This window comes from Cytobacillus sp. Bva_UNVM-123, assembly GCF_046351715.2.
Classification (GTDB): Bacteria; Bacillota; Bacilli; order Bacillales; family Cytobacillaceae; genus Cytobacillus.
Genome location: NZ_CM177772.1, coordinates 1,988,443 through 2,015,176, shown reverse-complemented (window position 1 = coordinate 2,015,176; position 26,734 = coordinate 1,988,443). Strand labels below are relative to the sequence as shown.

General features: G+C 35.9%; 27 protein-coding genes. 2 read left to right on the top strand and 25 right to left on the bottom strand.

Annotated features, from left to right (window positions below; translation table 11 throughout):
• Window positions 1-14 precede the first annotated feature (14 nt).
• From KDN24_RS09925 to KDN24_RS09825, 21 genes are all read right to left on the bottom strand, one after another.
• On the bottom strand, window positions 15-377 hold the full coding sequence (locus KDN24_RS09925) for a small basic family protein (protein ID WP_409974700.1): 363 nt from the start codon (window positions 375-377) through the stop codon (window positions 15-17).
• Window positions 377-1,108, bottom strand: coding sequence for a DUF881 domain-containing protein (locus KDN24_RS09920; RefSeq protein ID WP_491348403.1), 732 nt, complete (start codon window positions 1,106-1,108; stop codon window positions 377-379). Before KDN24_RS09920 ends, KDN24_RS09925 begins: the two co-directional genes overlap by 1 nt.
• A 62-nt stretch (window positions 1,109-1,170) precedes the next feature.
• The gene (locus tag KDN24_RS09915) at window positions 1,171-1,884 is read right to left on the bottom strand and encodes a DUF881 domain-containing protein (protein ID WP_409974699.1); all 714 of its coding nucleotides are present in this window, start codon (window positions 1,882-1,884) and stop codon (window positions 1,171-1,173) included.
• Window positions 1,850-2,641 (bottom strand): cell division protein FtsQ/DivIB, encoded by a 792-nt coding sequence (locus tag KDN24_RS09910; protein WP_409974698.1) that lies wholly within the window; start codon window positions 2,639-2,641, stop codon window positions 1,850-1,852. Before KDN24_RS09910 ends, KDN24_RS09915 begins: the two co-directional genes overlap by 35 nt.
• Window positions 2,642-3,055: 414 nt before the next feature.
• Window positions 3,056-3,964 (bottom strand): UDP-N-acetylmuramate dehydrogenase, encoded by a 909-nt coding sequence (murB, locus tag KDN24_RS09905; RefSeq protein ID WP_409974697.1) that lies wholly within the window; start codon window positions 3,962-3,964, stop codon window positions 3,056-3,058.
• A gap of 67 nt (window positions 3,965-4,031) precedes the next feature.
• Window positions 4,032-5,129, bottom strand: a complete 1,098-nt coding sequence (gene murG / locus KDN24_RS09900) for an undecaprenyldiphospho-muramoylpentapeptide beta-N-acetylglucosaminyltransferase (RefSeq protein ID WP_409974696.1) — start codon at window positions 5,127-5,129, stop codon at window positions 4,032-4,034.
• Between the two features lie 295 nt (window positions 5,130-5,424).
• Window positions 5,425-6,525: a stage V sporulation protein E gene (gene spoVE / locus KDN24_RS09895; RefSeq protein WP_409974695.1), complete on the bottom strand. Its 1,101-nt coding sequence runs from the start codon at window positions 6,523-6,525 to the stop codon at window positions 5,425-5,427.
• Window positions 6,526-6,638: 113 nt separating this feature from the next.
• On the bottom strand, window positions 6,639-7,991 hold the full coding sequence (gene murD / locus KDN24_RS09890; protein WP_409974694.1) for a UDP-N-acetylmuramoyl-L-alanine--D-glutamate ligase: 1,353 nt from the start codon (window positions 7,989-7,991) through the stop codon (window positions 6,639-6,641).
• Window positions 7,992-8,966, bottom strand: a complete 975-nt coding sequence (gene mraY / locus KDN24_RS09885; RefSeq protein WP_409974693.1) for a phospho-N-acetylmuramoyl-pentapeptide-transferase — start codon at window positions 8,964-8,966, stop codon at window positions 7,992-7,994.
• Complete coding sequence (locus KDN24_RS09880) at window positions 8,963-9,148, bottom strand: hypothetical protein (protein ID WP_491348402.1); 186 nt, start codon at window positions 9,146-9,148, stop codon at window positions 8,963-8,965. Before KDN24_RS09880 ends, mraY begins: the two co-directional genes overlap by 4 nt.
• A gap of 78 nt (window positions 9,149-9,226) precedes the next feature.
• Window positions 9,227-10,687, bottom strand: a complete 1,461-nt coding sequence (locus tag KDN24_RS09875; protein WP_409974692.1) for a UDP-N-acetylmuramoyl-L-alanyl-D-glutamate--2,6-diaminopimelate ligase — start codon at window positions 10,685-10,687, stop codon at window positions 9,227-9,229.
• A gap of 222 nt (window positions 10,688-10,909) precedes the next feature.
• Window positions 10,910-12,829, bottom strand: coding sequence for a stage V sporulation protein D (locus KDN24_RS09870; protein WP_409974691.1), 1,920 nt, complete (start codon window positions 12,827-12,829; stop codon window positions 10,910-10,912).
• Window positions 12,830-12,940: 111 nt separating this feature from the next.
• Complete coding sequence (locus KDN24_RS09865; protein ID WP_409974894.1) at window positions 12,941-15,205, bottom strand: penicillin-binding protein; 2,265 nt, start codon at window positions 15,203-15,205, stop codon at window positions 12,941-12,943.
• Entirely contained in the window at window positions 15,205-15,570 is a 366-nt protein-coding gene (gene ftsL / locus KDN24_RS09860) for a cell division protein FtsL (RefSeq protein ID WP_409974690.1), read from the bottom strand. Before ftsL ends, KDN24_RS09865 begins: the two co-directional genes overlap by 1 nt.
• A gap of 44 nt (window positions 15,571-15,614) precedes the next feature.
• Window positions 15,615-16,547 carry a 16S rRNA (cytosine(1402)-N(4))-methyltransferase RsmH gene (gene rsmH, locus KDN24_RS09855; protein ID WP_409974689.1) on the bottom strand — a complete coding sequence of 311 codons (933 nt, stop codon included), beginning with the start codon at window positions 16,545-16,547 and terminating at the stop codon, window positions 15,615-15,617.
• Between the two features lie 59 nt (window positions 16,548-16,606).
• Entirely contained in the window at window positions 16,607-17,038 is a 432-nt protein-coding gene (gene mraZ / locus KDN24_RS09850) for a division/cell wall cluster transcriptional repressor MraZ (protein ID WP_409974688.1), read from the bottom strand.
• A gap of 227 nt (window positions 17,039-17,265) precedes the next feature.
• A complete protein-coding gene (gene bshC, locus KDN24_RS09845) occupies window positions 17,266-18,900 on the bottom strand; it encodes a bacillithiol biosynthesis cysteine-adding enzyme BshC (protein WP_409974687.1) in 1,635 nt (544 codons plus the stop codon).
• 132 nt (window positions 18,901-19,032) lie between these two features.
• Window positions 19,033-19,428: a DUF3397 domain-containing protein gene (locus tag KDN24_RS09840; RefSeq protein WP_409974686.1), complete on the bottom strand. Its 396-nt coding sequence runs from the start codon at window positions 19,426-19,428 to the stop codon at window positions 19,033-19,035.
• Window position 19,429: 1 nt separating this feature from the next.
• Window positions 19,430-20,335: a 2-dehydropantoate 2-reductase gene (locus KDN24_RS09835; RefSeq protein WP_409974685.1), complete on the bottom strand. Its 906-nt coding sequence runs from the start codon at window positions 20,333-20,335 to the stop codon at window positions 19,430-19,432.
• A 143-nt stretch (window positions 20,336-20,478) separates the two neighbouring features.
• Window positions 20,479-22,020 (bottom strand): acyl-CoA carboxylase subunit beta, encoded by a 1,542-nt coding sequence (locus KDN24_RS09830; protein WP_409974684.1) that lies wholly within the window; start codon window positions 22,018-22,020, stop codon window positions 20,479-20,481.
• A gap of 45 nt (window positions 22,021-22,065) precedes the next feature.
• Entirely contained in the window at window positions 22,066-22,284 is a 219-nt protein-coding gene (locus KDN24_RS09825) for a biotin/lipoyl-containing protein (RefSeq protein WP_409974683.1), read from the bottom strand.
• A 220-nt stretch (window positions 22,285-22,504) separates the two neighbouring features.
• Between KDN24_RS09825 and KDN24_RS09820 the strand changes: the two genes are divergently transcribed.
• Window positions 22,505-22,978, top strand: coding sequence for an N-acetyltransferase (locus KDN24_RS09820; RefSeq protein WP_409974682.1), 474 nt, complete (start codon window positions 22,505-22,507; stop codon window positions 22,976-22,978).
• A 49-nt stretch (window positions 22,979-23,027) separates the two neighbouring features.
• Here KDN24_RS09820 and KDN24_RS09815 read toward each other — a convergent pair whose 3' ends face one another.
• The 4 genes from KDN24_RS09815 to KDN24_RS09800 all read right to left on the bottom strand — a co-directional run bounded on the left by KDN24_RS09815 (window position 23,028) and on the right by KDN24_RS09800 (window position 25,339).
• On the bottom strand, window positions 23,028-23,618 hold the full coding sequence (locus KDN24_RS09815) for an RsfA family transcriptional regulator (RefSeq protein WP_409974681.1): 591 nt from the start codon (window positions 23,616-23,618) through the stop codon (window positions 23,028-23,030).
• Between the two features lie 83 nt (window positions 23,619-23,701).
• On the bottom strand, window positions 23,702-24,460 hold the full coding sequence (locus KDN24_RS09810) for an enoyl-CoA hydratase/isomerase family protein (RefSeq protein ID WP_409974680.1): 759 nt from the start codon (window positions 24,458-24,460) through the stop codon (window positions 23,702-23,704).
• A gap of 94 nt (window positions 24,461-24,554) precedes the next feature.
• Window positions 24,555-24,728 (bottom strand): 50S ribosomal protein L32, encoded by a 174-nt coding sequence (gene rpmF / locus KDN24_RS09805; RefSeq protein ID WP_003348855.1) that lies wholly within the window; start codon window positions 24,726-24,728, stop codon window positions 24,555-24,557.
• A gap of 86 nt (window positions 24,729-24,814) precedes the next feature.
• On the bottom strand, window positions 24,815-25,339 hold the full coding sequence (locus tag KDN24_RS09800; RefSeq protein ID WP_409974679.1) for a YceD family protein: 525 nt from the start codon (window positions 25,337-25,339) through the stop codon (window positions 24,815-24,817).
• 180 nt (window positions 25,340-25,519) lie between these two features.
• Between KDN24_RS09800 and KDN24_RS09795 the strand changes: the two genes are divergently transcribed.
• A complete protein-coding gene (locus KDN24_RS09795) occupies window positions 25,520-26,734 on the top strand; it encodes a nucleotidyltransferase (RefSeq protein ID WP_409974678.1) in 1,215 nt (404 codons plus the stop codon).

Here is a 26,734-nt window from a genome sequence, read left to right as displayed (position 1 = left end):
TCCCTTTATAAAAATTAATTTTTTTCATTTTTTTCACGACTACTAGACCATTTTGTTATTAATATTCTTCTTATTACGGCTATGTTTTGGAATAAACGTACCCCAAACGCAAAAACCGCCGCTAAATATAAGTCTACACCAAGATGGACACCTAGAAAAGCTAAACTTGCTGCAAGAAGAATATTAAAAAAGAAACCTGATACAAATACTTTCTCATCATAAATATTTTGCAGTTGAGCGCGAATTCCTCCAAAAAGTGTATCGAGTGCTGCGAGAACTGCTATCGATAAATAATTTGAGTATTCATCAGGAACTTTTATTTCTGTAAATAAGCCGAGTATGACTCCTATGATTAATCCAAGTATTGGAAGCCACATTATGAATTGCCTCCTTTTTCTTGATTCATAGGCTCCATATCTCTTATTCGAATTGTATTTTCATAAGCAGGAATTGTAATCTTTCCTTCTTGTTTAATTACAGAAACCTTCAAATTATCAATAAAAAACTCATCTATCGATTTCGATACTTGCATTCGATTATAAAGCTTTTCCGCGGATTTTTCACTGTCAACAATCACTTTAATATCAAAAGGCATACGGTTTAACGAATACCCATCTATCTTTGTCTCATTGTTTATATCTCTTATAACCGTTGTATTAATAATACGCTGATTATCAATTGATATGTGGAGAGCATGATACATATTAAGTTCATTTACAAGTCTTTTTAATAAATCAGGAGAAACGTTTGTTGTCATATTTCCTAGCAGCAAGTCCTCTATTGCTGGTTCTACTCTTAAAATTATTCCATATCCCTCTACTTCAGTTAAACCAGCTTCGGCTTTTAGTTCATCCAACGTATCACGTAAAACTTGTTCTTTACTTTGTTTAAGCTCTGTCTCATATTTCGTAATTTTTTCTTCATTGGAGCGTACTTCTCTTATTAATTTTAATTGAAGTTCTTGCTCTTTTAGTGCATCTTCTCTTAATTGCCATGTATCTCGAGTGTCGCGTATTTCTGGTTCTTTAACCGTTTGAAATTGAATGGCTAGCATGAAGCCGATCACAATCGTAATAAGAGTAAAGCTAATATTTTTATTTCTGTCCACGTGATCCACCTAACTTTCCATCCCATTTTCAAAGTGGACAAATTCAAGAAAGACTAATAAAACTAACTCCCTAATATAGGCTCCATGATAATTTCATTTTTTGGTTCAAGAGAAAATTGAATATTTTCATTTACTAATGAATCCTTGACACCACCTGTTAGATTTAAAGCGGAGGCTAATACTTCAGCATCACCAATGGCAGTAATAACAAAAGGGGCAGGATGCTGACGACCGTCTACTTCAATTACTGGGCCATTGCATAGAATATAAGAATTATGGGAAAGCCTTTGTCCATTTATCGCAATTGCTTGAGCTCCTGATATATATAATTCATTGATTACTTTAAAGACATGATGCTCATGAACAATATAATTATTAATATTTTCTTCTTCGGGATTATAATCTCCATCCGCAAGCGTCACTTCAACACCTTGGCCTTTTACTTTAACTTTACCGAGAAACATCCTAAACTTTTCTGTATCTTCAGCAAGATTAAAGTAAACTTGAGCCTCTTGGGACATTTCTTTTTCAATTTCCCGAACCTTTTCTTGTTTTTCATTTAGTTCAATTTGTAAAGCTCGATTTTTTTCTTCAATGTCAACTAATTGACTACGTAGTGCTATATCTCTTTCCCATTGTTTTCCTGTCATTTCAGTGTTTGCATTTTCACTCTGTGTTAGATGATATGAAAAAGCAACGATATAGCCAAGAACAAGAAAAACGAAAGAAAATATAACATGGTTACCTGTCACCTTCATTTTCTTCTTCACCCTCATCAGCTCCCTCTTGTTCATAAGCTTTAAAATAAGAGCCGACTTCTAAATCAATTACCCCTTTAATATTGGGGTCTAACTGACTAACAATGGAAGGATAGTGCGCCATCTTTTCAGAAAAGCTCCTAAGAGTAGCACTTACCTCAAAGCCATCGTTCATATAAACAGTCAAACGAAGTGAATCTGTTTCTTTTGGAGAATAATGAATTTCGGAAATTGAATTTAAGATTTCTTCCTTTAATTTTCCTAGTTCTTCTATCATTCCATTCAGTGCATTACCTTCCGAAAATCCGATTAAAATAGGGGCATTTGAAGGGATTTCTAATACTTCAGCAGCCTTTAATGTTTTGCCATTTTCTAAAACTGGCAAGTAACTTTTTTCTTTCATTATGTAAGCGATTCGTTTATATTCTGAAACAGTTATCTTCACAGTATTCGGGAAAATCGTTTCAACTTGTGCAGTTTTTAACTGTGATAACTTCTTTAATTTTCCTTCAATGCGTTTCTCATCAACATTCCAAATATTTATACTTGATGAAAGTTCACTTACCGTAATTAATTCATCGCTGCTATATACAGAATTTCCTAAAACCTCAATCTTATTCACATGACTTAAAGGTGATTGGAAATAAACAACAAACATAATTAAAGAGAAAAATAAAAGCAAAAGGAGAATTAATCTTCTATTCGCTTTCTTTCGTCTTTGTTGTTTAAGTTTAGGAATACGCTCCTCAAGGGAGACAACCTTCCCTTTTTCCAACTAATTTCACCTCACATAAGAAAAGTGCAAGCGCCTTGGTCAAGCGACGTACGAACTGGACTGACCCTGACAAGATAAAGGAAACACGACGAGTGACAGGATTCGCAGGCTAATTACGCCACGTCCTGTGGCAACGCCTACGCTAGCACATCCTGTGCTTCGCGATGTTGACTTATCGTAGGGAGGGGGAGGCAGGCAAAAACCGCCACATCCCTGTGGCAATGCCTGCACTAGCACGTCCTGTGCGTAGGAAGTTCGCTAGGCGCTGGAGCTAGACAGTTCTCTAACTTTAAAAAATTTTACCTTCTTAACAAGTTTTTAAGAAAATGACGGCACGAATACACATGCCGTTTCAAGGATTACCTAATGATTAATTATATCACAGAAAATGGAATAAGTAAGGAATACACCCTGTTACTTTCGGCCCATTATTTCTACTTCTGTTTCTATTTTTATATCATACAAGTTTAGGATGGTTTCTTTAATATGTTGGATTAATGCTAATACATCAGATGCTTTTGCATTTCCTGTATTAACAATAAAATTGCCGTGCATCTCAGATACCTTTGCACCACCGATAGCAAATCCTTTCAATCCAGCATCCTCGATTAATTTTCCTGCATAATTTGGTAGTGGGTTTCTGAATATGCTGCCTGCACATGGAAAATTCCAAGGCTGTGTCTCTTTCCGGTAATCCTTATTTTTTTGCATTTCTGCATAAATGATTTCTTTATCCCCTTCTTTTAATTGGAATTCTGCTTCAACTACAATGCCAGGGCGGATTTTTTGTAAAATGGATGTTCGATATGAGAACAGCATTTCCTCATTGGTTAACCACTCAAGTGCTCCATCCTCGAAAAGAATAAGCGCCTTCGTTAATACTTTGGAAATATCAGAACCATGAGCTCCCGCATTCATATACACGGCTCCACCAACTGAACCTGGGATTCCACTAGCAAATTCTAAACCTGAAAAACCTTTTCTACTTATTTGCGTCGAAAGACTCACTAATGAGTGGCCACCGCCAACCTTAATTACATCACCATTTATCTCTAAACCAGCAAGTTTTGTGCCAAGTTTTATGACAACACCTTCGATTCCCTGATCAGAAACGAGTAAATTGGAGCCTCTTCCAATTGCTGTCCATTTCAAATGATCTTTATTAATTAGCTCCATGGTCTTTTTAACATTTTCAATTGACGAAGGTTCGATAAATAGATCAGCTGGTCCACCTATTTTCATTGTCGTATGATTAGCTAAAGGTTCATTTTCCTTGACGCTGCCTATGTTCAATTCCATTAGCTTTGCGATAAATTCGTCCATGTGTACCTCCCTTTCTGACTTGAAGACTTGTTGTTATTTTATTCAACTCCATGCATTTGGGCTACATTCATTTTTTATTGACAAGTTCTTTCATCAAGGCATAGAGTCTATTAGCTGCATCCGGAATACCGAGCTCTTTTGCAGCATTTTTCATTTCGGATAATTTTTTCTTATCCATTAAGATTTGATCCATCTGTTCAGTTAGTTTTTTACCTGTCAATTCACTTTCCAAAAGTAGGACTGCTGCACCGTGCTCACTTAAAGCTTTCGCATTTTTTTCTTGGTGATTATTCGTTACGTAAGGACTTGGGATTAAAATACTTGGAATACCAAGTGATGTTAGCTCAGCTAAAGTGGTTGCACCTGCTCTGGCAACAGTTAAATCTGTCCCTGAAAGAATCTCAGGCATATTATAAATAAATGGCTTTATAATAACATTTTTTGGACTGCCAATTAGTGCTACTTCTTTCTGAACTTCATCATAGTGTACATCACCTGTTATGTATAAAACTTGATATGGTTTTTCTCCTAGCTCTGCTAATGATTTTAGAACCGCTTCATTAATCGGTTTTGCCCCTCTGCTCCCCCCAACTATTAATACGACAGGCTGATTTATTTTTAGGCCGGCCGATAATCTTCCTTTCGTTCCATCATGGCCTAAAACTTCTGAAGCACGAGGATTCCCAGTCAGCACCACTTTATCTTTCGGAAAAAACGGAGCCGCTTCTTCAAAACAGATCGCAATCCGATCAACATATTTACTTAGAAATTTATTTGTTAATCCTGGTACACTATTTTGTTCGTGAATAATGGTCGGGATGCCTAACTTTGCAGCCGCATAAACGACAGGGCCACATACATATCCCCCAGTTCCGATGACAATATCTGCATTAAACTCCTTTAACAGCCTTTTACTATCTCTGACACCTTTCAAAAATCGAAAGATCGTTTTCACATTTTCGAATGATAGCTTTCTTTGAAAACCAGTAATATGTATGGATTTAAAAGGTATATTTTCTCTCGAAACAATTGAGCTTTCTAAACCTTTTTCAGTACCAATATATAAAAATTCTGCTTCGCTTGCTTCCTTCTGAATTTCTCTAATTAAGGCAAGAGCTGGATAAATATGTCCTCCAGTACCTCCACCGCTAACAACTATTTTCACTTTTTTCACCTCGTAGATGCATATATAATTATTCAAATCTTTCGTTCAGAGTTATGCAAGCTGTGAAAAATATCACTCAGCACTATCCTCTATTCTACTATATAAAATTACAACAATAGCAGCAGTTAACGTATTGACATAAAAATGTAATAAAAATAAGAAAAGCTAAGGCATTCGCCAAGTTCTTTCGGCGAAAGCCTTAGCTTTTCTTATGCGATACGATGTGCAGCATTTTTAGTTAATAAACTTAAAGTTCGCTTTTAGCCAAAAAAGAACCCTGTATACAGGGTCAACATTAATAGCGTGAATAACGGCTTATATTTAATAAAACTCCGATTGCCATTAACATTAAGGTTAATGAGGAGCCACCATAACTAAGAAACGGAAGAGTTATTCCCGTTACAGGCATAAGTCCGATAACAACTCCAATATTAATCATCACTTGGATGGCAACCATGGCTACAATCCCGACTGCTAAAAAGCTCCCATAAAGATCTGAAGCCCCAAGTGCAATCCGAATCCCTCTCCAAAGCAATAAAGCAAACAATAATATGACAAACGAACCACCGATAAAGCCAAGCTCTTCACTTAAAATGGCAAATATAAAATCTGTTTGTGGTTCAGGAAGATAAAAAAACTTTTGTCTGCTTTGACCAAGACCTAGGCCAAGCAGTCCACCAGGCCCTATCGCATAAAGCGATTGAATAATTTGAAATCCGCTCCCAAGTGGATCCTCCCAAGGGTCTAAAAAGGATGTAATCCGTTGAATTCTGTAAGGAGCTGACAAAACAAGCCCAACAAAGCCTAATAGTCCGATTAATCCAAGTCCGACAAAATGGCTAATTCTTGCACCTGCAATAAAAATCATGACAATTGCAGTTCCAACCATTACAGTTCCTGTTCCAAGATCAGGCTGAATCATAATTAATCCGAAGGCTAAAAAAACGATTCCTAATGCAGGGACAAGCCCTTTTTTAAAAGAAGTTATTTGCTTTTGACGTTCTGATAAAAATTTGGCTAAAAAAGCAATCATCGCTAACTTCATAAATTCTGAAGGCTGAATGGAAAAGGCCCCTACTCCAATCCAGCTCCGAGAACCATTTCGGACATTGCCGATTCCAGGAATGAGGACTAATATCAACAGAACAAAGCAAACTATTATGATAATCTTTGCCCAAGTTCTCCATGTCCAATAATCGATGTTCATAATAAAAAACATCGCAACAATCCCAACAACGGCAAACAGCATCTGCCTTTTAGCAAAGAAAAATGAATCATTAAATTTATACTCTGCCCATATTGCACTTGCACTGTAAACCATCGTTAATCCAACTGCAAGTAATGTTAAAGTAACAATAATGAGGATAAAATCGGGAGTTGTTCTTTTTGTTTGCAACTTTATACACCTCGAATGCAAGTTTTAGGGCTTAAAAGAAAGCTTTAACCCGCATTTCAAGCGAATATGATGACTCCCTTAGATGATTTTTCTTTTATAATGTGTCCAAGCCCTCATTTAAGCATATGCACCGCTTGAGTAAAAATGTCTCCCCTTACCTCAAAAGTTTTATACTGATCCCAGCTAGCACAAGCAGGTGATAATAATATTACATCACCTGGCTGTGACAACTGGTAGGCAACGGGAACGGCTTTTTCAACATTATCGACATGCTCAATTATTTTTATTCCTGCATCTCGAGCGACTCTTTCAATCTTTCTAGCTGTTTGTCCAAAAGTAATAACCGCTTTAACATTTTTTAAATATGGGATGAGTTCGTCAAACTCATTTCCACGATCTAATCCACCAGCTAATAAAATTAACGGTTCATTAAAAGCGGATAATGCTTTTTCTGTTGCTAAAATATTTGTAGCCTTTGAATCATTATAAAATTTCCTTCCTTTATATTCATGGATAAATTGAAGGCGATGTTTGACACCTGAAAAGGTGTTTAATACTGTAAAGATTGCTTCATTATTAACACCAAACAGCTTTGCAGCAGCAATTGCCGATAAAATATTTTCTAAATTATGGGCACCAGGTAAAGCGATATTTTTTGTTTCCATGATTTTTTCGGTATTAAAATATATCCAGCCGTCCTTTACGAAGGCACCCTTTTCTAACACATTGTTTGAAGAGAATGGGATAATCTGAGCATTCGAACGACTTGCAATCTCCATCGTATCGTCTTGTTCTGCATTCACAATAAAAAATTCATCATTTGTTTGATTCATAGTAATATTTGCTTTTGCTTGGAAATATTCTTTTCTTGTCCCATGATAATCAAGGTGTGCATCATATAAATTTGTTAAAATGGCAATTTTAGGATTAAATCCTTGAATTCCCATTAATTGAAAAGATGAAAGCTCAATAACGATCGTGTTTTCTTCTGAAGCATTTTGAGCAACTTCTGAAGCAACCATGCCGATATTGCCCGCAATTAGCGGAAGCTTTCCACCTGCTTTAAGAATTTCAAACAAAAGCGTTGTTGTCGTCGTCTTTCCATTCGTACCAGTAATAGCGATAAATGGGGCTTCCGAAATTTGATAAGCTAGCTCAACCTCAGTTATTACAGGAATGCCTCTCTTTAATGCACCTTTAACTAAAAGATTGCTATAAGGAATCCCAGGATTTTTTACGATTAGTTCAAAGCCTTCATCGAGTAGTTCTATAGGATGGTCACCACAAATAACGGTAATGCCTTGTTCGAGAAGACCTTGAGCTTCAATATTTTCTGCTAAAGGCTTAAAATCATTAACTGTAACGAACGCTCCTAATTTATGTAAAAGCGTTGCTGCCGCAACACCGCTTTTGGCTAAACCTAAAACAAGAATTTTTTTATGAAAATAGTCATTGACCTGTTTCAATTACATCCACACCTCGATATAAATTCCAAGAATCGCACATAGTAAACCAACACTCCAAAATGTAACAACTACTCTCCATTCTGACCATCCAACTAGTTCATAATGGTGATGTAAAGGACTCATTCGAAATATCCTCTTACCTGTAGTTTTAAAGGAGATTACTTGCAATATGACAGACAATGTTTCTATGACAAAAACTCCGCCAATAATTAATAATATAATCTCAAGCTTCGCTAATATCGCAATAGCTGCAATTGCACCACCTAAAGCTAGTGATCCTGTATCCCCCATAAATACTTTTGCAGGGTGTGCATTAAACACAAGAAATCCTAATACGGCTCCAGAAACAGCGACAGAAAAAATGGAAATTTCGAATTGAGATAAATTCCAAGCCAAAACAGCAAACGCTCCAAATGCGATTGCCGCTGTGCCTGATAAAAGACCATCTAAGCCATCAGTAAGATTAACAGCATTTGAAAAACCTACAAGCCAAAAAATGATAAAAAAGACATACGCCCATCCTAAATCAATGGAATAGTCTGTTAACGGAATATGAATGACAGTTGAAAAATCATTTTGTTGGATTATAAAATAGACAATGACAGAAATGATAATTTGTCCGAGAAGTTTTTGCTTCGATGTTAATCCAAGATTACGCTTCATTGCTACTTTAATAAAATCATCAAGAAAACCGAGTAATCCAAAACCTAATGTAACAAACAAGAGCAAATAGGTCTTAACTGTAGGTTCAGAAAATTTCCCTGTCATAACTAAAGTTGTGACTGTAATCGATAGGAGAATCATAATCCCACCCATTGTTGGCGTTCCAGATTTCTTCTGATGTGACTCTGGGCCCTCCTCACGAATGCTCTGCCCAAATTTCAATCTTCTCAAGAAAGGAATGATGACAGGAGAAAGCAAAACAGTCACTAAAAATCCCATAATTATCGTAAAGAATATGACTTTCTCCATCATTTTGCTCCCTCCTTTCCTTGCTGGAGCTTTCCTTTAAGCTCATTCGCTTTTTCAACGTGTACAGCAATATCATATGTTGCATCATTTCCATTAAGACGACTTTTGCTTAAAAATAGGAAATTGAATATTTTTTTTTGGATGTTTTTTAGTAGATATATTTTTTCGATATTTAACTCCATCATGTCCTTAAAACCTTTCAATAAGTCATTTGTAATAATATTTAAAGTTCAAAAAATACGCTCTCATACGTTCATAACATGTTAATGCTCTTCTATAGCCTCTCTTGCAACTAATCGATCATCAAAGTTAATAATCTGATTTCCGATTAACTGATACGTTTCATGGCCTTTACCAGCTATTAATACGACATCCCCTTCTTTTGCAGTTTTAACTGCATAGTGAATGGCTTCTTTTCGGTCGATTATCGTTATAAATTGTTTCCCAACAACACCAGCTTCCATGTCTTTAATAATAGATTGCGGATTTTCACTTCTTGGATTATCAGATGTGAAGATTGGATGCGTGCCATATTTACAAGCTATTTCGGCCATTAATGGTCGTTTAGAGCGATCTCTATCGCCTCCGCATCCGACGATGACAAAAATTCGTTTTTTTGAGAACTGTTTTATCGTTTTTAGTGCATTTTCCAAACTATCTGGAGTGTGGGCATAATCAACAATGACAGTAAAGTTTTGCCCAGCATGAACCGTTTCGAAACGGCCTGAAACCCCCTCAACCTTTTCAATCGATTGAATAATCTTATAGATTGGAATGCCAGAAGCCATCCCCGCACCAACACCAGCAAGCACATTGTATACATTAAATTTCCCAATTAGTTTCATCGAAACAGTATGCTTCCCAAAAGGAGTCATTAAATCAAATACTGTTCCAGACGCAGCCATTCGAATATTAGCAGCCATAATATCTGCTTTTTTAGTTATTCCATATGTTAAAACATGTGCAGCAGTTGCTTTCGTATACGTCCTCACTGTCGGATCATCATTATTTAAAATTGCATATTTCGGGTTTTTATGACAAAATGCGCTTCCTAGCTGAGCGAACAATAGCCCTTTTGCATGTTTATAATCTTCCATCGTCTTATGGTAATCTAAATGGTCTTGAGTAAGATTCGTAAATACCGTCACATCAAAATCACAACCATGAATCCTGCCCTCATCTAAGGCATGTGATGAAACTTCCATTACGGTTGACTCAACACCAGCATCAACCATTTGTTTAAAATAATGCTGGAGAGTTAAGCTGTCTGGAGTCGTATTTTTTACATCATATTTGTTTTCACCGATTTTCATATACATCGTTCCGATTAACCCTGTTTTTTTTCCAGAATCAGAAAGTATTTTTTCGATGATATGGCTTGTCGTTGTTTTTCCATTTGTACCGGTAATCCCAACTAAATGTAGCTTTTGACTAGGTTGCTGAAAAAAAGCATCAGCTATAACAGCCATAGCCCTTTTTGTATCCTTCACTAAGATAACAGGAACAGGCAAGGTTAATTTTTTTTCAGAAATGACAGCAATTGCTCCCTTTTCTACGGCTTTTTCTGCAAAATCATGACCATCAACAGTAAATCCCTTTATACAAATAAAGAGGCTCCCCGTCTTCACATGTCTGCTATCATTTTCTATCGAAATAACCTTTTGATTATCTACATTAATTGCCATATAAGGCTGCAAATAATGCAATAGTGTATGTAAATTCATTTTTCGCTCATCCCTCTCACAAAATGACATACACCACATTAAATAATTTTCGAAAAAAGTGGTTGCAAAAATGAGTGCTTGTTGATTTACACTAAATAACCAAAATCATGACGATTTTCATTTTACATGAAAATGAGCGTTTTAGCTATTTGTTTATGACACTATTAAATACCAAAAAGTGGGTGTCTTTACATTTCCTTCGCCTATTTTTATGATGTTCTCTTATTCTTGTTTGTCAAAGTAAAGTCTAATCGTAGAGCCTTCTTTTAATTTAATTCCCGGTTCAGGTGTTTGTTTGACGACTATATCACCTACACCACTTGCGTCGATCCTTAAGTTAACTAATAACTCCCCTAGCTCTACTTTTGATATGCCAACTAAATCTGGCACTTCAACCATTGGCACATCATTCCATTTTAATTTTTTTTCAATTTGGCCAGACCGAGGTTTAATCCCCATCGCCCTTAAGCTATCTTCCATTATATTGCCAACAATTGGTGCAGCTACTACTCCACCAAATTGCACCGTACCTTTCGGATTATCAACAGCAACATAAACAACTAACTGAGGATCATCGGCTGGAGCAAACCCAATAAAAGAAACAATATGATTATTTTCTAGATATCTGCCATCCTTTGCTTTTTGCGCAGTCCCTGTTTTTCCTCCTACACGGTAACCATCAATAAACGCATTTCCTCCCGTTCCTTGTGCTACAACACTTTCTAATGCGTATTTAATTTGATCAGACGTTTCTTTTGATATAACCTTCCTTTTAGCTATAGGGGTTTTTCTCATAACAATTTCACCAGTCTTCGGATCGATTAGTTCCTTCGCAACATAAGGTGTATATAGTGTGCCTCCATTAATCGCAGCAGAAAGAGCAGCGACTTGTTGAATAGGCGTTACAGATACACCTTGACCAAAAGCAGTGGTAGCTTGCTCAACTGGTCCAACTCGATCAAGGTTAAAAAGAATTCCTTTTCCTTCCCCTTGCAGATCAATTCCTGTTTTTTCACCAAAACCGAAATCTCGAATATATTTAAAAAGTGTTTCTTTTCCTAGCCTATCCCCTAATTCAACGAAGCCAGGGTTACAAGAGTTTTGGACGACCTCAAGAAAAGACTGGCTTCCATGTCCTCCTCTTTTCCAGCATCTTAGCCGCGCTCCACCAACTTTGACAAAACCTGGATCGTGAAAATGATCCTTGTTTAAATCGACTTTCCCTTCTTCTAGGGCTGCAGCCAAAGTAATGATTTTAAATGTTGAACCTGGCTCAAATGTACTCCAGATCGGAAGATTCCGATCATAAATTTCTGAAGCTACATTTTGAAAGTTTGCTGGATCAAAATTTGGCCTGCTTGACATTGCTAAAATTTCCCCATTATTTGGGTTCATCGCAATCGCGATAATTCCATCTGGATTATACGCTGCTTGAGCAATATCCAACTCACGCTCTACAATTGTTTGAACCTTTGAATCAATGGTCAGCTTTAAATCTAATCCATCTACAGGTGGATCATAATCATCAGCCATATCGTTCATACGCTCGCCTTTCGCATTCGCATAAAACTTAACTGAACCTCTTTTGCCATTCAGTTCTTTATCATAGAATAGCTCTAATCCCATTAAGCCTTGATTATCAATTCCCGCAAAGCCAAGAACATGGGATAAATAGTTTCCAAAAGGATAATGTCGCTTAGAATCTTCTCCAATATAGACACCATCAATATTCAAAGCTCTAATTTCTTTTGCTTTTTCATGCGTTATTTTCCTGCCTCCTGTAACCCTTACACTGCTCTCTTTCTTAGTAATCTCTGAATAAACTTTATCCTTTGATACATTTAATAATGCAGCAAGCTTTTCTGCTGCATTATTAGCATCTTTAATTTGCCTAGGCACTACATATACAGTTGGAGCACTAACATTTGTCGCGAGTGCTTCACCATTCCGGTCAATTATTTGCCCTCGCTCAGGTTCAAATGGAATATCCCTGCTCCATAATTCCTTCGCACCATCAGTTAAAGCAGTTCCTAGAAAAAATTGCACATATCCAAGTCGTACATCAATGATAAAAAAAATTAAAATCCCAACAAATAAAGCTGCTGTTAATCGCTTTCGTACCGTTACATTCGAAACACGCATATTGGAACGAACCCCCTTAGTATATGGCTCGTTCCAATATATGCTTGTACTTATATGATTAGACTAAAGAAAAACAGAGAGCAACTACTTAAAACCTAGCTCCAGAGAAAGCTAATCCATTACATTATCGGTTTCTGTTTCTTCCTCTTCTCCCACAACTTCTTCATTTGACTCATCTAATTCATTGCTATTTAAATACTTTTTGTTTGGTGGTTCAAATTCTATAATTAAATATTCTCCTTCCTTAACTGTTGAACCAGGTTTGAAGTTTTGTTTAATTGCATAGCCACTTCCAATTTTGTTCAATTGCATATTACCTATTTCCGCCATTTTCATCACATCTCTTAACGACCAGTCTGTCATATCGGGAATTGTTATGCTACCTTCAGTACGAATCAATACTTTTTCACCGGCAATCATTTTTGAATTGCTGATCGGGAGCTGCGTCATTACTTTCTTTCCATTCCCGACAACGATTGGCTTAAAGCCATCTTCACTAATTTTTTTAATTGCTTCTTCGGTAGACATTCCAACTACATTTTCAACCTCTTGATGTAAAACTTTTGGCTGTTCCACAGGCTGAACATTTAAATATTGAAGACTGCTTTTCATAACTGGTTTAAAAATTTGGGCTACAGGATCAGCACCATTTTGATGAATAGTAATATTTGGCTGTTGGACAGCAACATAAACAATTAATTTTGGATCATCCTTTGGAGCCATTCCCAAAAAGGAAAAAACATAGTTGTGACGGCCTTCTAAATAGCCACCTCTTGGATTAGGGATTTGAGCTGTTCCTGTCTTTCCTGCAATTTCATATCCATCGATGCGAAAGAAATTATATCCTGTCCCTTTGGGTGAAGATACTGAGGCTTCTAATAAATCTCTTACAGCTGCCGCAGTTTTTGCTGAAACCGGATTGCCGACTAGTTCAGGCTCTCTCTTCTCTACCTGGCCTTTTCCATTCGGATCAACAATTTCCTTAATGATTTGCGGCTTTACCATTTTTCCGTCATTCGCAATTGCTGTTGCTGCTTGAACCTGTTGAATAGGGGTTATTGCTGTACCTTGCCCAAATCCAGTAGTAACTTTTTCTATCGGCCAATTATAAAGAATTTTTCCACCCGTTTCATTTGGTAATTCAATACCTGTTGGTCTATCAAAATGAAATTTTGTTAAATATTCCCGATAAGTATCAAAACCCATTTTTTCTTTTACAAGCTTTGCGAAGGCAACATTCGAAGAACGCTGAACCCCTTCATAATAAGTAATCGGTCCCCACCCATCTCCATTATTCCAGTCTCGAATTGGGCGTGTATTCGGGTATGCAACATATTGTCCAGATTTAAACGTATCATTTGGATTAAATACCCCTTCTTCAATTGCAGCTGCCAACGTAAATATTTTCATTGTTGAACCAGGTTCAAAGGAATTTTCAACGACTTCGTTATGCCAAGTTTTTTCAATGCCATCCTTTGTCTTCGGATGGAATGAAGGGCGTTGTGACATTGCAAGAATTTCTCCCGTTTTTGGGTCTGCCACAACGGCAACCATTTTCACTGGTTTGTATACACTATCCACCTTATTCATCGAATCTTCGAGAAATGTTTGGATTTTTTTATCTATCGTTAAATAAATGTCTTTACCATCTTTTGCAGGAGTAACAAGTTCTTTTCCAGAGGGCAGTAAATACCCCCAAATATCGCTTTCATAATTTAATTTCCCATTTTCTCCTGTGAGAATTTCATTTAAACTTTGTTCAAGCCCGAGCATCCCAACCGTTTCAGTTTTGTTGTTCCCAACATCTTTCTTCTCGACATAGCCAACTAAGTGAGAAGCAAATACACCATTTGGATAAAAGCGTTTTGTATCTTTAATAAAGGAAATCCCAGGAAGCTTTAAATCTTCTATTTCCCGCTTTGTTTGATTGGAAAGATCTCGTCCTGCTTTTCCAAATTCAACTTGTGCATATTTTTTATTCTTTTTTGGGTTTATTTTTGTTAAGTTTCGATAAATCTCAGACTCTTCCATATCGATTATTTTAGCAAGCTCTCGAGCTGTTTTTTCGGGATCGACAACATGTCTAGGCCTTTTCTCATTTGTTGTCATTTCTTCATCTAAAATAGCAATAAGTTTATACGAGTTTGTATCTGTAGCAATGACTTCACCATTTCGATCGTAAATCGTTCCCCGTTTTGCTTCGATGACTTTTTCTTTCTCATACTTTTGCTGTGCTTTTACAGCAAGTGCTTGGCCTTTGACTTCGCCCGTTAATTGAATGGAGAAAAAACGAAAGAGTAAGACAAAAAAGAGCAGGCAAAATATCACAAATAAGATCGCTGCTCCAAAATTGATATTCGGCTGTTTTTTTAGCATCAATCTTGTACAGCCTTTACATTATTCTCATTTAATTTCAACCCTAATTCTTTCGCTTTTTCCCATATTCTCTCATATGTACTTAATTCTCCAATTTGCATTTCAAGGTCTCCATTTACCTTTTTTTGCTCTTGAATCGAAACTTTTGTATCTTGAATCTCTTTATTTATTTCATAGATTGCCGCTTCATTTGAAACGATATGAACCGCACCATAGCAAAGAATTGCCGTAAAAACTAGTCCTAAAGCCTTTTCTCCAGGGGAAAGCCACGGATTTTTCACCTTTACTTTTTTCGGAACCTTAACCATTTGTTGCTGCTGTTCATGCCGTTGTTCTTGCTGATACTTACGCGCTAAATTTCCCATTTTTTCCCTCCTGTTTCATCATTTATTTATAAGTAAAAAGATTTTTATCGTTTTTCAGCTATTCTTAGTTTTGCGGAGCGAGCTCGATTATTGTTTTCTAATTCCACTTCCGAAGGTAATATTGGCTTCCTTGTTATAAGTTTAATAATCGGCTTATATTCGTCTGGAATAATTGGCAGACCATGAGGCAAATTTGGAGTCTCACTCGCGCTTTTAAAAGCGACTTTACATATCCGATCCTCAAGTGAATGAAAAGTAATAACACTAATTCTTCCGCCAGGCTTTAATATGTCAATAGCTTGTTGAAGAGAATCTTCAAATACACCTAGCTCATCATTAACAGCAATTCGAATTGCTTGAAAAACTCGTTTTGCTGGATGGCCACCTTTTCTTCTTGCTGGAGCCGGAATGGCTTCTTTAATTATTTCTACGAGCTCACCAGTCGTCTTTATTGGCGCATTTTCTCTCGTTGCTTCAATTTTTCGAGCAATTTGTTTAGAAAATTTCTCTTCACCATATTTAAAGAATATCTTCACTAAATCAGCATAACTCCAATCATTTACAACATCGTATGCCGTAAGTTCAGCTTCTCTATCCATTCTCATATCGAGTGGTGCATCATGATGATAACTAAAACCACGTTCAGGAGTATCTAATTGTGGTGATGAAACGCCAAGATCATAAAGCACCCCATCCACTTTATGTACACCAATCTGTTCTAGTTCTTCCTTTAGAAACTTAAAATTACTTTTAATAAATGTGATTTGTTCTCCAAATTTACTCAATCTCTCTTTTGCATGAGCAAGCGCTGTATCATCTTGGTCAAATGCATAAAGCTTGCCTTTTTCAGAAAGCTTGGACAAAATTAACGCACTATGTCCCGCTCCACCTAAAGTACAATCTACATAAATCCCATCTGGTTTTATATTCAAGCCGTCAACAGTTTCATTTAATAATACGGTCGTATGTTCAAACATAGTTGTCCACCTTTCCAAAGTTTAGAAGAGAAATGGGATCATCCATCCTCATCATTACTTTATATATCGAATCCAATCATATTTTCTGCGATTTCTGCAAATGATTCTTCAGAGCCAGCAAAATAATCTTCCCAAAGCCCTTTGCTCCAAATTTCTATTCGATCAGATACGCCAAGAATGACACACTCTTTTTCCAATTTTGCATATTGTTGAAGCGGGGAAGATATATTTATTCTTCCTTGCTTATCGATTTCACATTCAGTAGCACCTGAAAAGAAAAAACGGGTAAATGCACGGGCGTCTTTTTTTGTAAGTGGCAATCCTTTTAGCTTCTCTTCAAGGAGCTTCCACTCGTCCATCGGGTATCCAAATAAACATTGATCCAATCCACGTGTCAGCACAAAAGTATCACCTAAGCCTTCACGGAATTTGGCAGGAACAATTAATCGGCCTTTATTATCAACGTTATGATGATACTCTCCCATGAACATACCCACTACCCCCACTTTCTATCTCAAATGTACCACAATCCCCCACTTTCCTCCACATGTTTTTTATATTTCTATAATTAAACAAAAACTCCTGCCATTTTTCTTCTTCTCTTCCTTTATTTCTTTCGCCCTTTCCTTACAATAGCTACCAATATATTTGATTTCTCACTTTTCTGCATCAAAAAAAGACTTCATTTCATGATGAAATAAAGTCTTTTTTAAAAGAATTAAATTTTAATTACTTTATGCGTACCATCGATAGTAAAGGAGCACTTTAGCAAGTCATCAATAAAGGTTGGGCCATATTCATTTAAATAATATAAGCCGTTCAACATTCTTTCTTGAGGAGAACCATTTGGTCTTAATGAATTTTCAACTCGAGCAAACTTATTTATGACAACTTCATATTTTAATTGCTTTGATTTTTCTAGCTTATCCTCCATAAACATCATTTGTCTCATAAATCCCTTTTTATTTTTATTTAATAATGGGATTGAACTTGAATCCTTTTCATCCAAGTACATCTTTATTTGGTGATAATTATGAAGAAAATCTTGTTTTGTTTTCTCAAATAATTGCTCAAGATGATCATCTTTAAGGGATTGGATAAATTCTCGTTTTTTCTCTTCCGTTCCATTTAAGAGTGTTTCTACAAGATCAAGACCTAACTCATTCATATCCGTTTCAATTGAGCGGTCAAGTATAGTGATATTGATTCGTGGAACAATTGGAGGCATTTTTATCTCAAAAACTTCGAATACTTTCTTTAATTCAGCCCAATAAGCAATTTCTCCAGGACCTGCTACAAAGGCAAGTGTTGGAAATAGCCATTCCTGCATTAAAGGCCTCGTAACAACATTGTTACTTAGTTTTTCCGGAAATTCATTTGCAATATCAAGCATTTGCTCCAACGTAAATTGCAAGTAACCTTCTTTACACGTAAAAAGTTTTTCTTTATTGTCGTATTCAAGCAGTACTCTGTCATGGTGCTTTTCATCATAATAAAATAAATTAACAGCTTTCTCACTAATTTCGATTGTATTTGAAAACCCATTGCTTTTAATCTCTTCCTGTTGCGCTTTTACACTATTCGTAATGTCCTCAAAGCTGTTAATTTGCTTAAGAAAAAAATCTTTCTCAAGTGTTCGAAGCTTTTCATCGCCAGAGTCAATAAGAAGAAGTCCATAATCTTTAAATAAATGCATGATCATATATGCAAATAAATCAACAAATGATTTCGAATCTTGAATTGCTTGTTCTAGCACTTCGAGTAACTCTTTCGTATGTTTTGTTTCGCCAAAAGACTTAATAATCCCCTCAACCCAATTTTTACACAGTTCTTGATTTATCATAACTTTTGAAACCATTCTTTTATCAAGTATTTTTTCCGGGTAGAGTTTTTTTTCAATTCTATTATTTTTTTCAACGAATACGTGGTTTACTTCCTGATAGTCATGATCCTCACCTGCAATCCAAAACACAGGCACTACAGGGATCTTTAATTCTGCTTCCTTTTGTCTAGCAAGTGTTATGATCGAGAGTACTTTATGAATTGTATAAAGAGGTCCTGTTAAAATACCTGCTTGCTGACCTCCGATAATAACCGCACTATTCGTCATTTTTAGTTTTTCTATTGAAGTTTTAACCTTCTCAGAAGTTGGGAACTTATTCATGAATTGCTCAATATGACCAGCAAGTTCATTTCGCATGAAGGAACGAGCAGATAATTCTTCAAGCCGATTTTTATCATCTACACTATTGTTATAACGATAGTGAAAGTATTTTTGTATGTCCTGCGTTTGCGCAACATATTCTGTTGCAAACCGGTTCGTTGCAGGTAAGGAGAGATTCAAAATCTCCATTTAAGAACTTCCTTTCTGATTTACAATTTTCATTTCAAACGTGACAACTATTAATATACGTATTAATCACATTATTTCACCATAAGAGTATAGCATTATCCGAAATGAAAAGAAAAGCGAAAGAGATTCATGTTATGGCATTGAAACAAATGAAGATACACTCTGAACTAAGCCGATTACTAATAACACGACATAAGCAGTAAAAAATATCAAAAAATTAAAACGCCAATACCCGCGAAAAACAAGTGGAATATTAATTTCTTGTTTAAAACGCCAATGAATGACAACAAAAATAATGGCTAGAACGAGCATCGCAAGAATAATGACCCATAATAATGACTGCTCCCAAATTGTAACAATTAAATAGTGCACTGAAATAATAAACAAGATTGTACTCACATCTAATGCTACATGAACAGATCGTCGGTGTTGCTTCGTCACCTGCTTACAAATGATGAATACAAGTAAATAGCCAAGTATTGGAATCGTAATAAGTGTCGCGATGATTGCGGAAAATACAGAACTCACCCTAATTTCCTCCTTTTTCATACTCCTTTCCTTTAATCAAATAATAAAAACTCTTTGTAAGTGGAGTATTCATTGCTTTTTCTTTGCCTTTTTCAAGTACATAACCTAAAATCGCGTCCACTTCTGTTGGCCTTTTTTCATCAACATCTTTCAGCATCGATGAACGATTAGCAGCGGTTTTCCTACAAACATTTTCCAATTGGGCAAACGCCTTGTCTGAATTGGATATATTTAACACATTGCTTATTTCGATAAAAAGCTCCTTAAAAATACGATAAAAATGTGGATTTTCAAGTAATTCACCATTTGGAACTGCAAGGATAGCTGTTAAAGGGTTGATAACCGCATTAATGATCAGCTTTTGGAGTAGCATTTCATGATAGTCATCTTCAAAAACAAAGGGAAAATGATCGATAGGTGAATCAAAAAGTTTTCTAATCTTATCTAACAGATCACCTTTAAATGAAGCAATTTTTGTCTGGCCATTTCCTGTATGGATTATGTAGTTGGGACTTACTTTTAACGCTCCATGCTCAACCGTTCCAACAAATATATGGGATTCGGTAAAATCATTTAACCATTTTAAATGCCCCATCCCATTTTGGACAAACAAAAGAGTGTGTTGATGGTTTTGATTAATCTCTTTCATTTGTCTAATAACATTAAGTAAATGATACTGTTTTACAGCAATAATCGTTAATTCTTCCTCACCTGTCCAAGATGAGAATGTGAGGGCATTAACCCTTTCTGTTATACTATTATTATCTTTTTCAAATATTAGACCTTTTGACATTAGCATTTCTGCTTGTTCTTTTGAACGCGTATATATTGTTACATCGTACATTTTATTTAAATAATGGGCAAAAAGTAGGCCAATCGAACCGCCGCCAATAATTCCAATTTTCATAGTAACCTCTTTATTCATTAAGTATTTAGTCATATTTTAGCAGAAAGTGCAGAAACTTTGGTAATAATTGAGCAAAATTACGGAATAAATCAAGAAATGGTATAAAAAGCCCCTCTATCATTAGAGGGGATTCTTGAATTTCTTTAGACAGGATAAACTGGATGTTTCCTTTCACTAAAGTTTAATTCCTTTGTCTCATACAACTCATATCTTTGAATAAGTACATCTCTCAAATTATTCGGTGAAATAATATCATCGACGATCAGTTCTGAAGCAAGCTTGTAAATATCGATATGTTCACTATATTCTCGTTGTTTTTCTTGTACAAAGGCATATTTTTCTTTCGGATCTTCAATTTCATTGATTTTATTTGAATAAACAGCATTTACGGCCGCTTCTGGCCCCATTACTGCAATTTGAGCAGAAGGCAAAGCTACACAATAATCAGGTTCAAACGCAGGACCTGCCATCGCATAAAGACCAGCTCCATATGCTTTTCTAACAATGACTGATATTTTCGGAACAGTTGCAGAAGACATGGCTGCAATTAATTTAGCGCCATGACGGATAATCCCTGCTCGTTCAACCTTTGTCCCAATCATAAAACCAGGGACATCTGCAAGAAATAGCAGTGGAATATGGAAAGCATCACAAAGCTGAATGAATTTTGCCGCTTTATCTGCTGAATCAACGAAAAGTACTCCACCTTTCACCTTCGGTTGATTTGCAATAATTCCTACTGTCCTTCCCCCGATTCTTGAAAATCCAGTAATAACTTCAGGTGCAAAAAGCTTTTTTATTTCATAAAAACTGCCTTCATCAACTATTGAATCAATACCTTCATACATATCGAAAGGAGCATTTTGGTTTTTAGGAATAATTTCTTCTAAATGACGACCTGCCTTCGGCAAGATCGATTCATACATTTTTGGTTTTTCTTTATAAGAAGCAGGAAAGTAAGTGAGATACGACTTTGCAGATTCTATCGCTTCTTCTTCACTAAATGCAAGAACATCTCCACAGCCACTAATAGTACAGTGCATTCTAGCACCGCCCATTTCTTCTAGTGTTACTTTTTCTCCAATTACTTTCTCCGCCATCCTTGGAGAGCCTAAATACATGGAAGCATTTTTGTCAACCATAATCACAATATCACAAAAAGCGGGAATATAAGCACCACCCGCAGCAGACGGACCGAATAATAAGCAGATTTGCGGAATCATGCCAGAGAGTTTTACTTGATTATAAAAAATTCTACCCGCACCCCGTCTATTTGGGAACATTTCAAGCTGATCTGTAATTCTCGCTCCAGCAGAATCAACTAAATATAAGAGCGGTACTTTTAACTTCTCAGCTGTTTCTTGAATACGGATGATCTTTTCAACCGTTTTCGCCCCCCAAGATCCCGCTTTAACCGTTGAATCATTTGCCATAACACATACGATTTGACGATTAATTTTTCCTATTGCTGTAATGACCCCATCTGCTGGCAAACTCTCATCCATACAGTTCGCAAACTTTCCATCTTCTTCATAGACGCCATCATCAAAAAGGAGTTCTAATCGTTTTCTAACGAATAGCTTATTTTGCACTTTTAGCTTTTCATGATATTTCGGATGCCCACCGGCTTCTATTACATTACTTTTTTCCTTCAACTTTTCAATTAATGAATCAAGTGTCGCCATCTTTCTCCTCCTATTAAAAAATGCAAAAAGCGCATTAAAAAATCTCTAATCCATATTAAGGACTAACAATGAATCTCCTTCATTTACAAAGTCACCGATATTCACTTTAACTTGAATCACTCTACCTTCAATTTGACTCTCAACAGGAATCTCCATTTTCATTGATTCAAGTATGACAACTTCTTTCCCCACAGTAACTTCTTCACCAGGACTTACTAAAACATTCAATACAGTACCAGCCATTGATGCTGTGATTTCCTTCATTACCAACATCCCCTTATCTTGTCGAATAACATCATTTTTCTTATATATATTTCTACAATCTTCTGACTTTTTCCTTCAATAACTTGTAAACGCTTCCGATTTAATTTTTTACCTTTTTATCATATAATAAAAATTATATATAAAAACGCTTCACTTCCTTTTTATGATATGATAAATAAGAGTATTCAGATTAATACTTTATACAAGGGAGGATAAATATATGAGTTACCAAGTCGAAAAACTAATGGTAAATTATAAGACACTTGAAGAATTCAAAAGGTTTAGAGAATATGGCTTGCAAGAATTATCTATGTTTGAAGATCTTGAAGCCAATATTATTGAAAACAACAGTGAATCTCCATTTTATGGGGTATATTTCGGAGATAAACTTGTTGCGAGAATGAGCTTGTATCGAGTTGAGAAAAAATACGATCGTTATTTTGAGCCTGCACAAGATTATTTTGAACTTTGGAAACTTGAAGTGCTCGCTGATTATCAACATAAAGGATATGGCAAAGCACTAGTTGAGTATGCGAAAAGTTTAGGATTACCCATTAAAACAAATCCACGTGTAAAATCAGATGAGTTTTGGAGCAAAATGGGCTTCACTTCCGTTCATTATGATATGGAAAGGGATCGTGGAGAAAATCCGCTAGTTTGGTATCCTGAAGGCGTTAAAGAGCAATCACATTAATAAAGCGCGGACTATATTGGTCCACGCTTTTTTACATACATTAAAAAATTTATACTTTCTGTTTGCTTGCCTCATCTTTAAGGTTTACTACTTTTAATGCTTTTTCCATTATCTCTACTATTTCCTTATAATCTTTATTAATTTTATTTAATTCATTTAATAATTTCTCATTTTCTGAAGCTAAATAATACAATTGCTTTTCTAATGTTTGGATACGTTCTTCATATATTTTTATGTCTTCATTTTGGAAACTAGATAATTCCGTTTTTTTGTAAAGTGTTTTTAAATGATCAACTAAATCTTCAAATGCTAAGATTTTTTCCTGTTCTTCGGGATTTATTCTTGGAGTCTCTACAGTAATTGCCCCCTGATCAGGTACTTGCAAAACAGCTTCTTCTTTCTGAACATTTTGCTTTCTAGCTTTTCTTTGTTTTTTTGCCAGCTCAATTCCCGATTTATATTGTTTTCTTACATATGAATTCCATCGAAAACCACAGGCAGCAGCTGTCCTTTTTAGCCTCTTACCAACTTCTTCAAACGCTTGCAACTGAGTGCTGCCTTCTCTAATATTTTTAAGAACCAGTTCTGCAAGTAACAAATCTTCATCTTGTGACCAAGCATCCTGACGTGTTAAAGACATTAGTGTGTCCCTCCTAGTGTTTTTTATTTATACATATGCGCTTACTAGAAAAGATAGACTGATGTCCTAATTGATTTATTAAGCTATTTTCTTTCTAAAAACTTTAATACTTGCAAATGATGTGCTTCTCCTTCCCATAATCTTGCACAATTGGACACTTCCTCATTTACTCTCCACTCTATTTCGGATTTTTTCCACTTATTCAAAAGGAGTAATTTATAGGCTTTTAAAACATCTCCTTCAAGAACAAGCATTTTTTCTAAAAATCTCTTACAGCCTTCCAAAAGTTCATCATCGATCGCCATTTGAAAAAAGCCGAGCTCTACTAGTTGCTCGGCATCATAAAGTTCTGCTTCCATTAGCATTTTCATGGCATTTGCATGTGGTAGTTTTTCAGATAAGAACGTGCCACCGCCCCAGCCAGTTGTAATGGCTAAGGTTCCTTGAATAAACCCCGCCTTCACATGCCTGCTTGCAATCCGATAGTCACAAGCTGCAGCAAGCTCACACCCTCCGCCAACTGCAATTCCATTTATTAATGCAATCGTTGGCTTAGGATGAAAGAACAGTTCAACCAATATTTTGGACATTTTATTTAACATCTCAAAAGCTTCTTTTTCCGTCTTTAAATTATGAAAAGTAGATAAATCTCCACCTGAACAAAAAGCTCGATCACCCGTCCCCGTTATAACTAACGCTTTATTAACTCCTTCATTGGATATTTGCAATGCATCCTCTAAACCATCCATAACTTCATAATTAATTGCATTTCTTTTGTCTGGTCGATTAATTGTAAATACTAATAAACCGTCTTCCCTTTGCTCTAATTTATAGGGCTCCATCTCATCCTCCAAATAGCATTTTTAAATAAGCATGCGCTAAAAACGACAAAAGCACAAGAACAATATGTTCTTGTGCTTTATATCTAGAAGGAAATTAGTTGTTCACAACTTCTTTTCCTTTGTATGTTCCGCAAGCTTTGCAAACACGGTGAGCAAGTTTCATTTCACCACAGTTTGGGCATTCTACCATACCAGGAACCTGTAATTTAAAATGGGTACGACGTTTTCTTTTCGCAGTTTTAGACGTTCTTCTAAAAGGTACAGCCATTATTCCCACCTCCTTAAAAAGTATAAGAAAGTTATGAAGCCCAGAACAAACTGGTTTCTTCAAATGTTTCTTGTTTTTTCCTCCGGTTATGAATCAGAAGAAGAATCATTTCGTTCAAAAAATTGTGCAAGTCCAGCAAGACGAGGATCGATTTTTTCCTTTTTATCTTGCTTCTGAATAACCTCCCAATCCCTACCAGATTGAGGAGCTCCTTCTTCACTGCTATCTTCGCAGAACACTTGCATTGGAACTTCAAGTAAGAGGATTTCTTGAATGACAGGTATTAAATCAATAAGATCACCTTTTACTTGGTGAACTTCCTCAAAAGATTCATAATCTAAATCTTTCAACAGGAAAGTTTCTGTTGTGTCTACATTAATTGGGAAATTTACGTCAACTAAAGTACGAGAACAAGGAAGGATTAAATGACCATTTATCTTTAAATGAAAGGTCACTTTTGCAGAATCAATATCCGCTCTTCCTGTAATATGCATTAATGAGACCTCTTTAATAGTTGGATCAAGATTTTTAATCTCATCAACATTAATGATCTCATCGATAACAAAATCCTTGCTTCGATTTTTTTGTAACTGACTTAAAGTCCATTTCATACGAATCACCCCAAGGCAACAAAGGTAATTATAGCTTTCATATAATTATTTGTCAATATTATTTCTTTACAGTATAATTTGTGCATTATCAGTTTATTTTAACCTTTTTAGAAAAAATGATAAACAGATTTACTAGAAATTTATTAAAAGCTAGTTTTCCACTAAAGGGGTAAATAATTAATGAATGCTGTTGGTCTAATTGTTGAATATAATCCTTTTCATAATGGGCATGCCTATCATCTTCAAGAAGCTAAAAAGCTTGCAGATGCACACGTAGTGATTGCAGTAATGAGCGGCAATTTTTTGCAGCGCGGTGAGCCTGCCTTAGTTTCAAAATGGAAACGGACAGAAATGGCCTTACTGTCTGGTATTGATATCGTTTTTGAACTTCCCTATGCATTTGCCACCCAGAAAGCTGACACATTTGCTAGTGGAGCTGTCTCTATTCTTGAAGCAGCAGGCTGTCATTCTCTCTGTTTTGGGAGTGAATCTGGGAATATTGACACTTTTAAACGTACATTTGACTTTTTAGAAAGTAATAAAAAGCAATTCGATGAACAAGTCAAAGTTTATCTAAAAGAAGGCAATAGTTATCCGAAAGCATTATCATTAGCCTTTCGGAAGGTAGCTTCTACTAATGATTTTATCGATTTGGCAAAGCCAAATAATATTTTAGGTTATCAATATTTAAAAGCTGCATATACTCAAAACGCTTCAATACATTGCTTTACTCTCCCAAGGAAAAGTGCAGATTATCATGATGAACATTTCGCTTCACAATCCATTGCTAGTGCTACGAGTATTAGAAAAGCGCTATTTTCTGATCATGAACAAATTTCCACCATTAAACAATTGGTTCCGGGAACAACTTATAATAGTCTTCTCCAATATAAACATGAATATGGTCTTTTCCATAGCTGGGAGCATTACTGGCCTTATTTAAAGTTTCGTTTAACTCAAATGACACCTAATGAGCTGAAATCCATTTATGAGATCGAAGAAGGACTCGAAAATCGTATTCTGGCAATTGCTCTTCGTGCCAATACCTTTCAACAATTTATGGCGCAGCTTAAAACAAAACGATATACTTGGACAAGATTACAAAGAGCCTGTGTTCATATCTTAACGAACACAACAAAAGCAGAAATGTATATGGAAGATGAAAGGGCAACATATTTACGCCTATTAGGCATGACAAAGCGAGGAAAAGATTACTTAAATAAAAACAAAGGAAAACTCGGTCTACCGTTAATTTCGAGAGTATCCTCCAAACAAAATAAACAGCTAATGCTTGATATAAGAGCGTCGAGAATATATTCGTTCGGAGCTTCTAAAAACGGTCCTAGCTTATTATTCGAGAAAGAATTTAAACAGCCTCCTATCATATTGGAATAG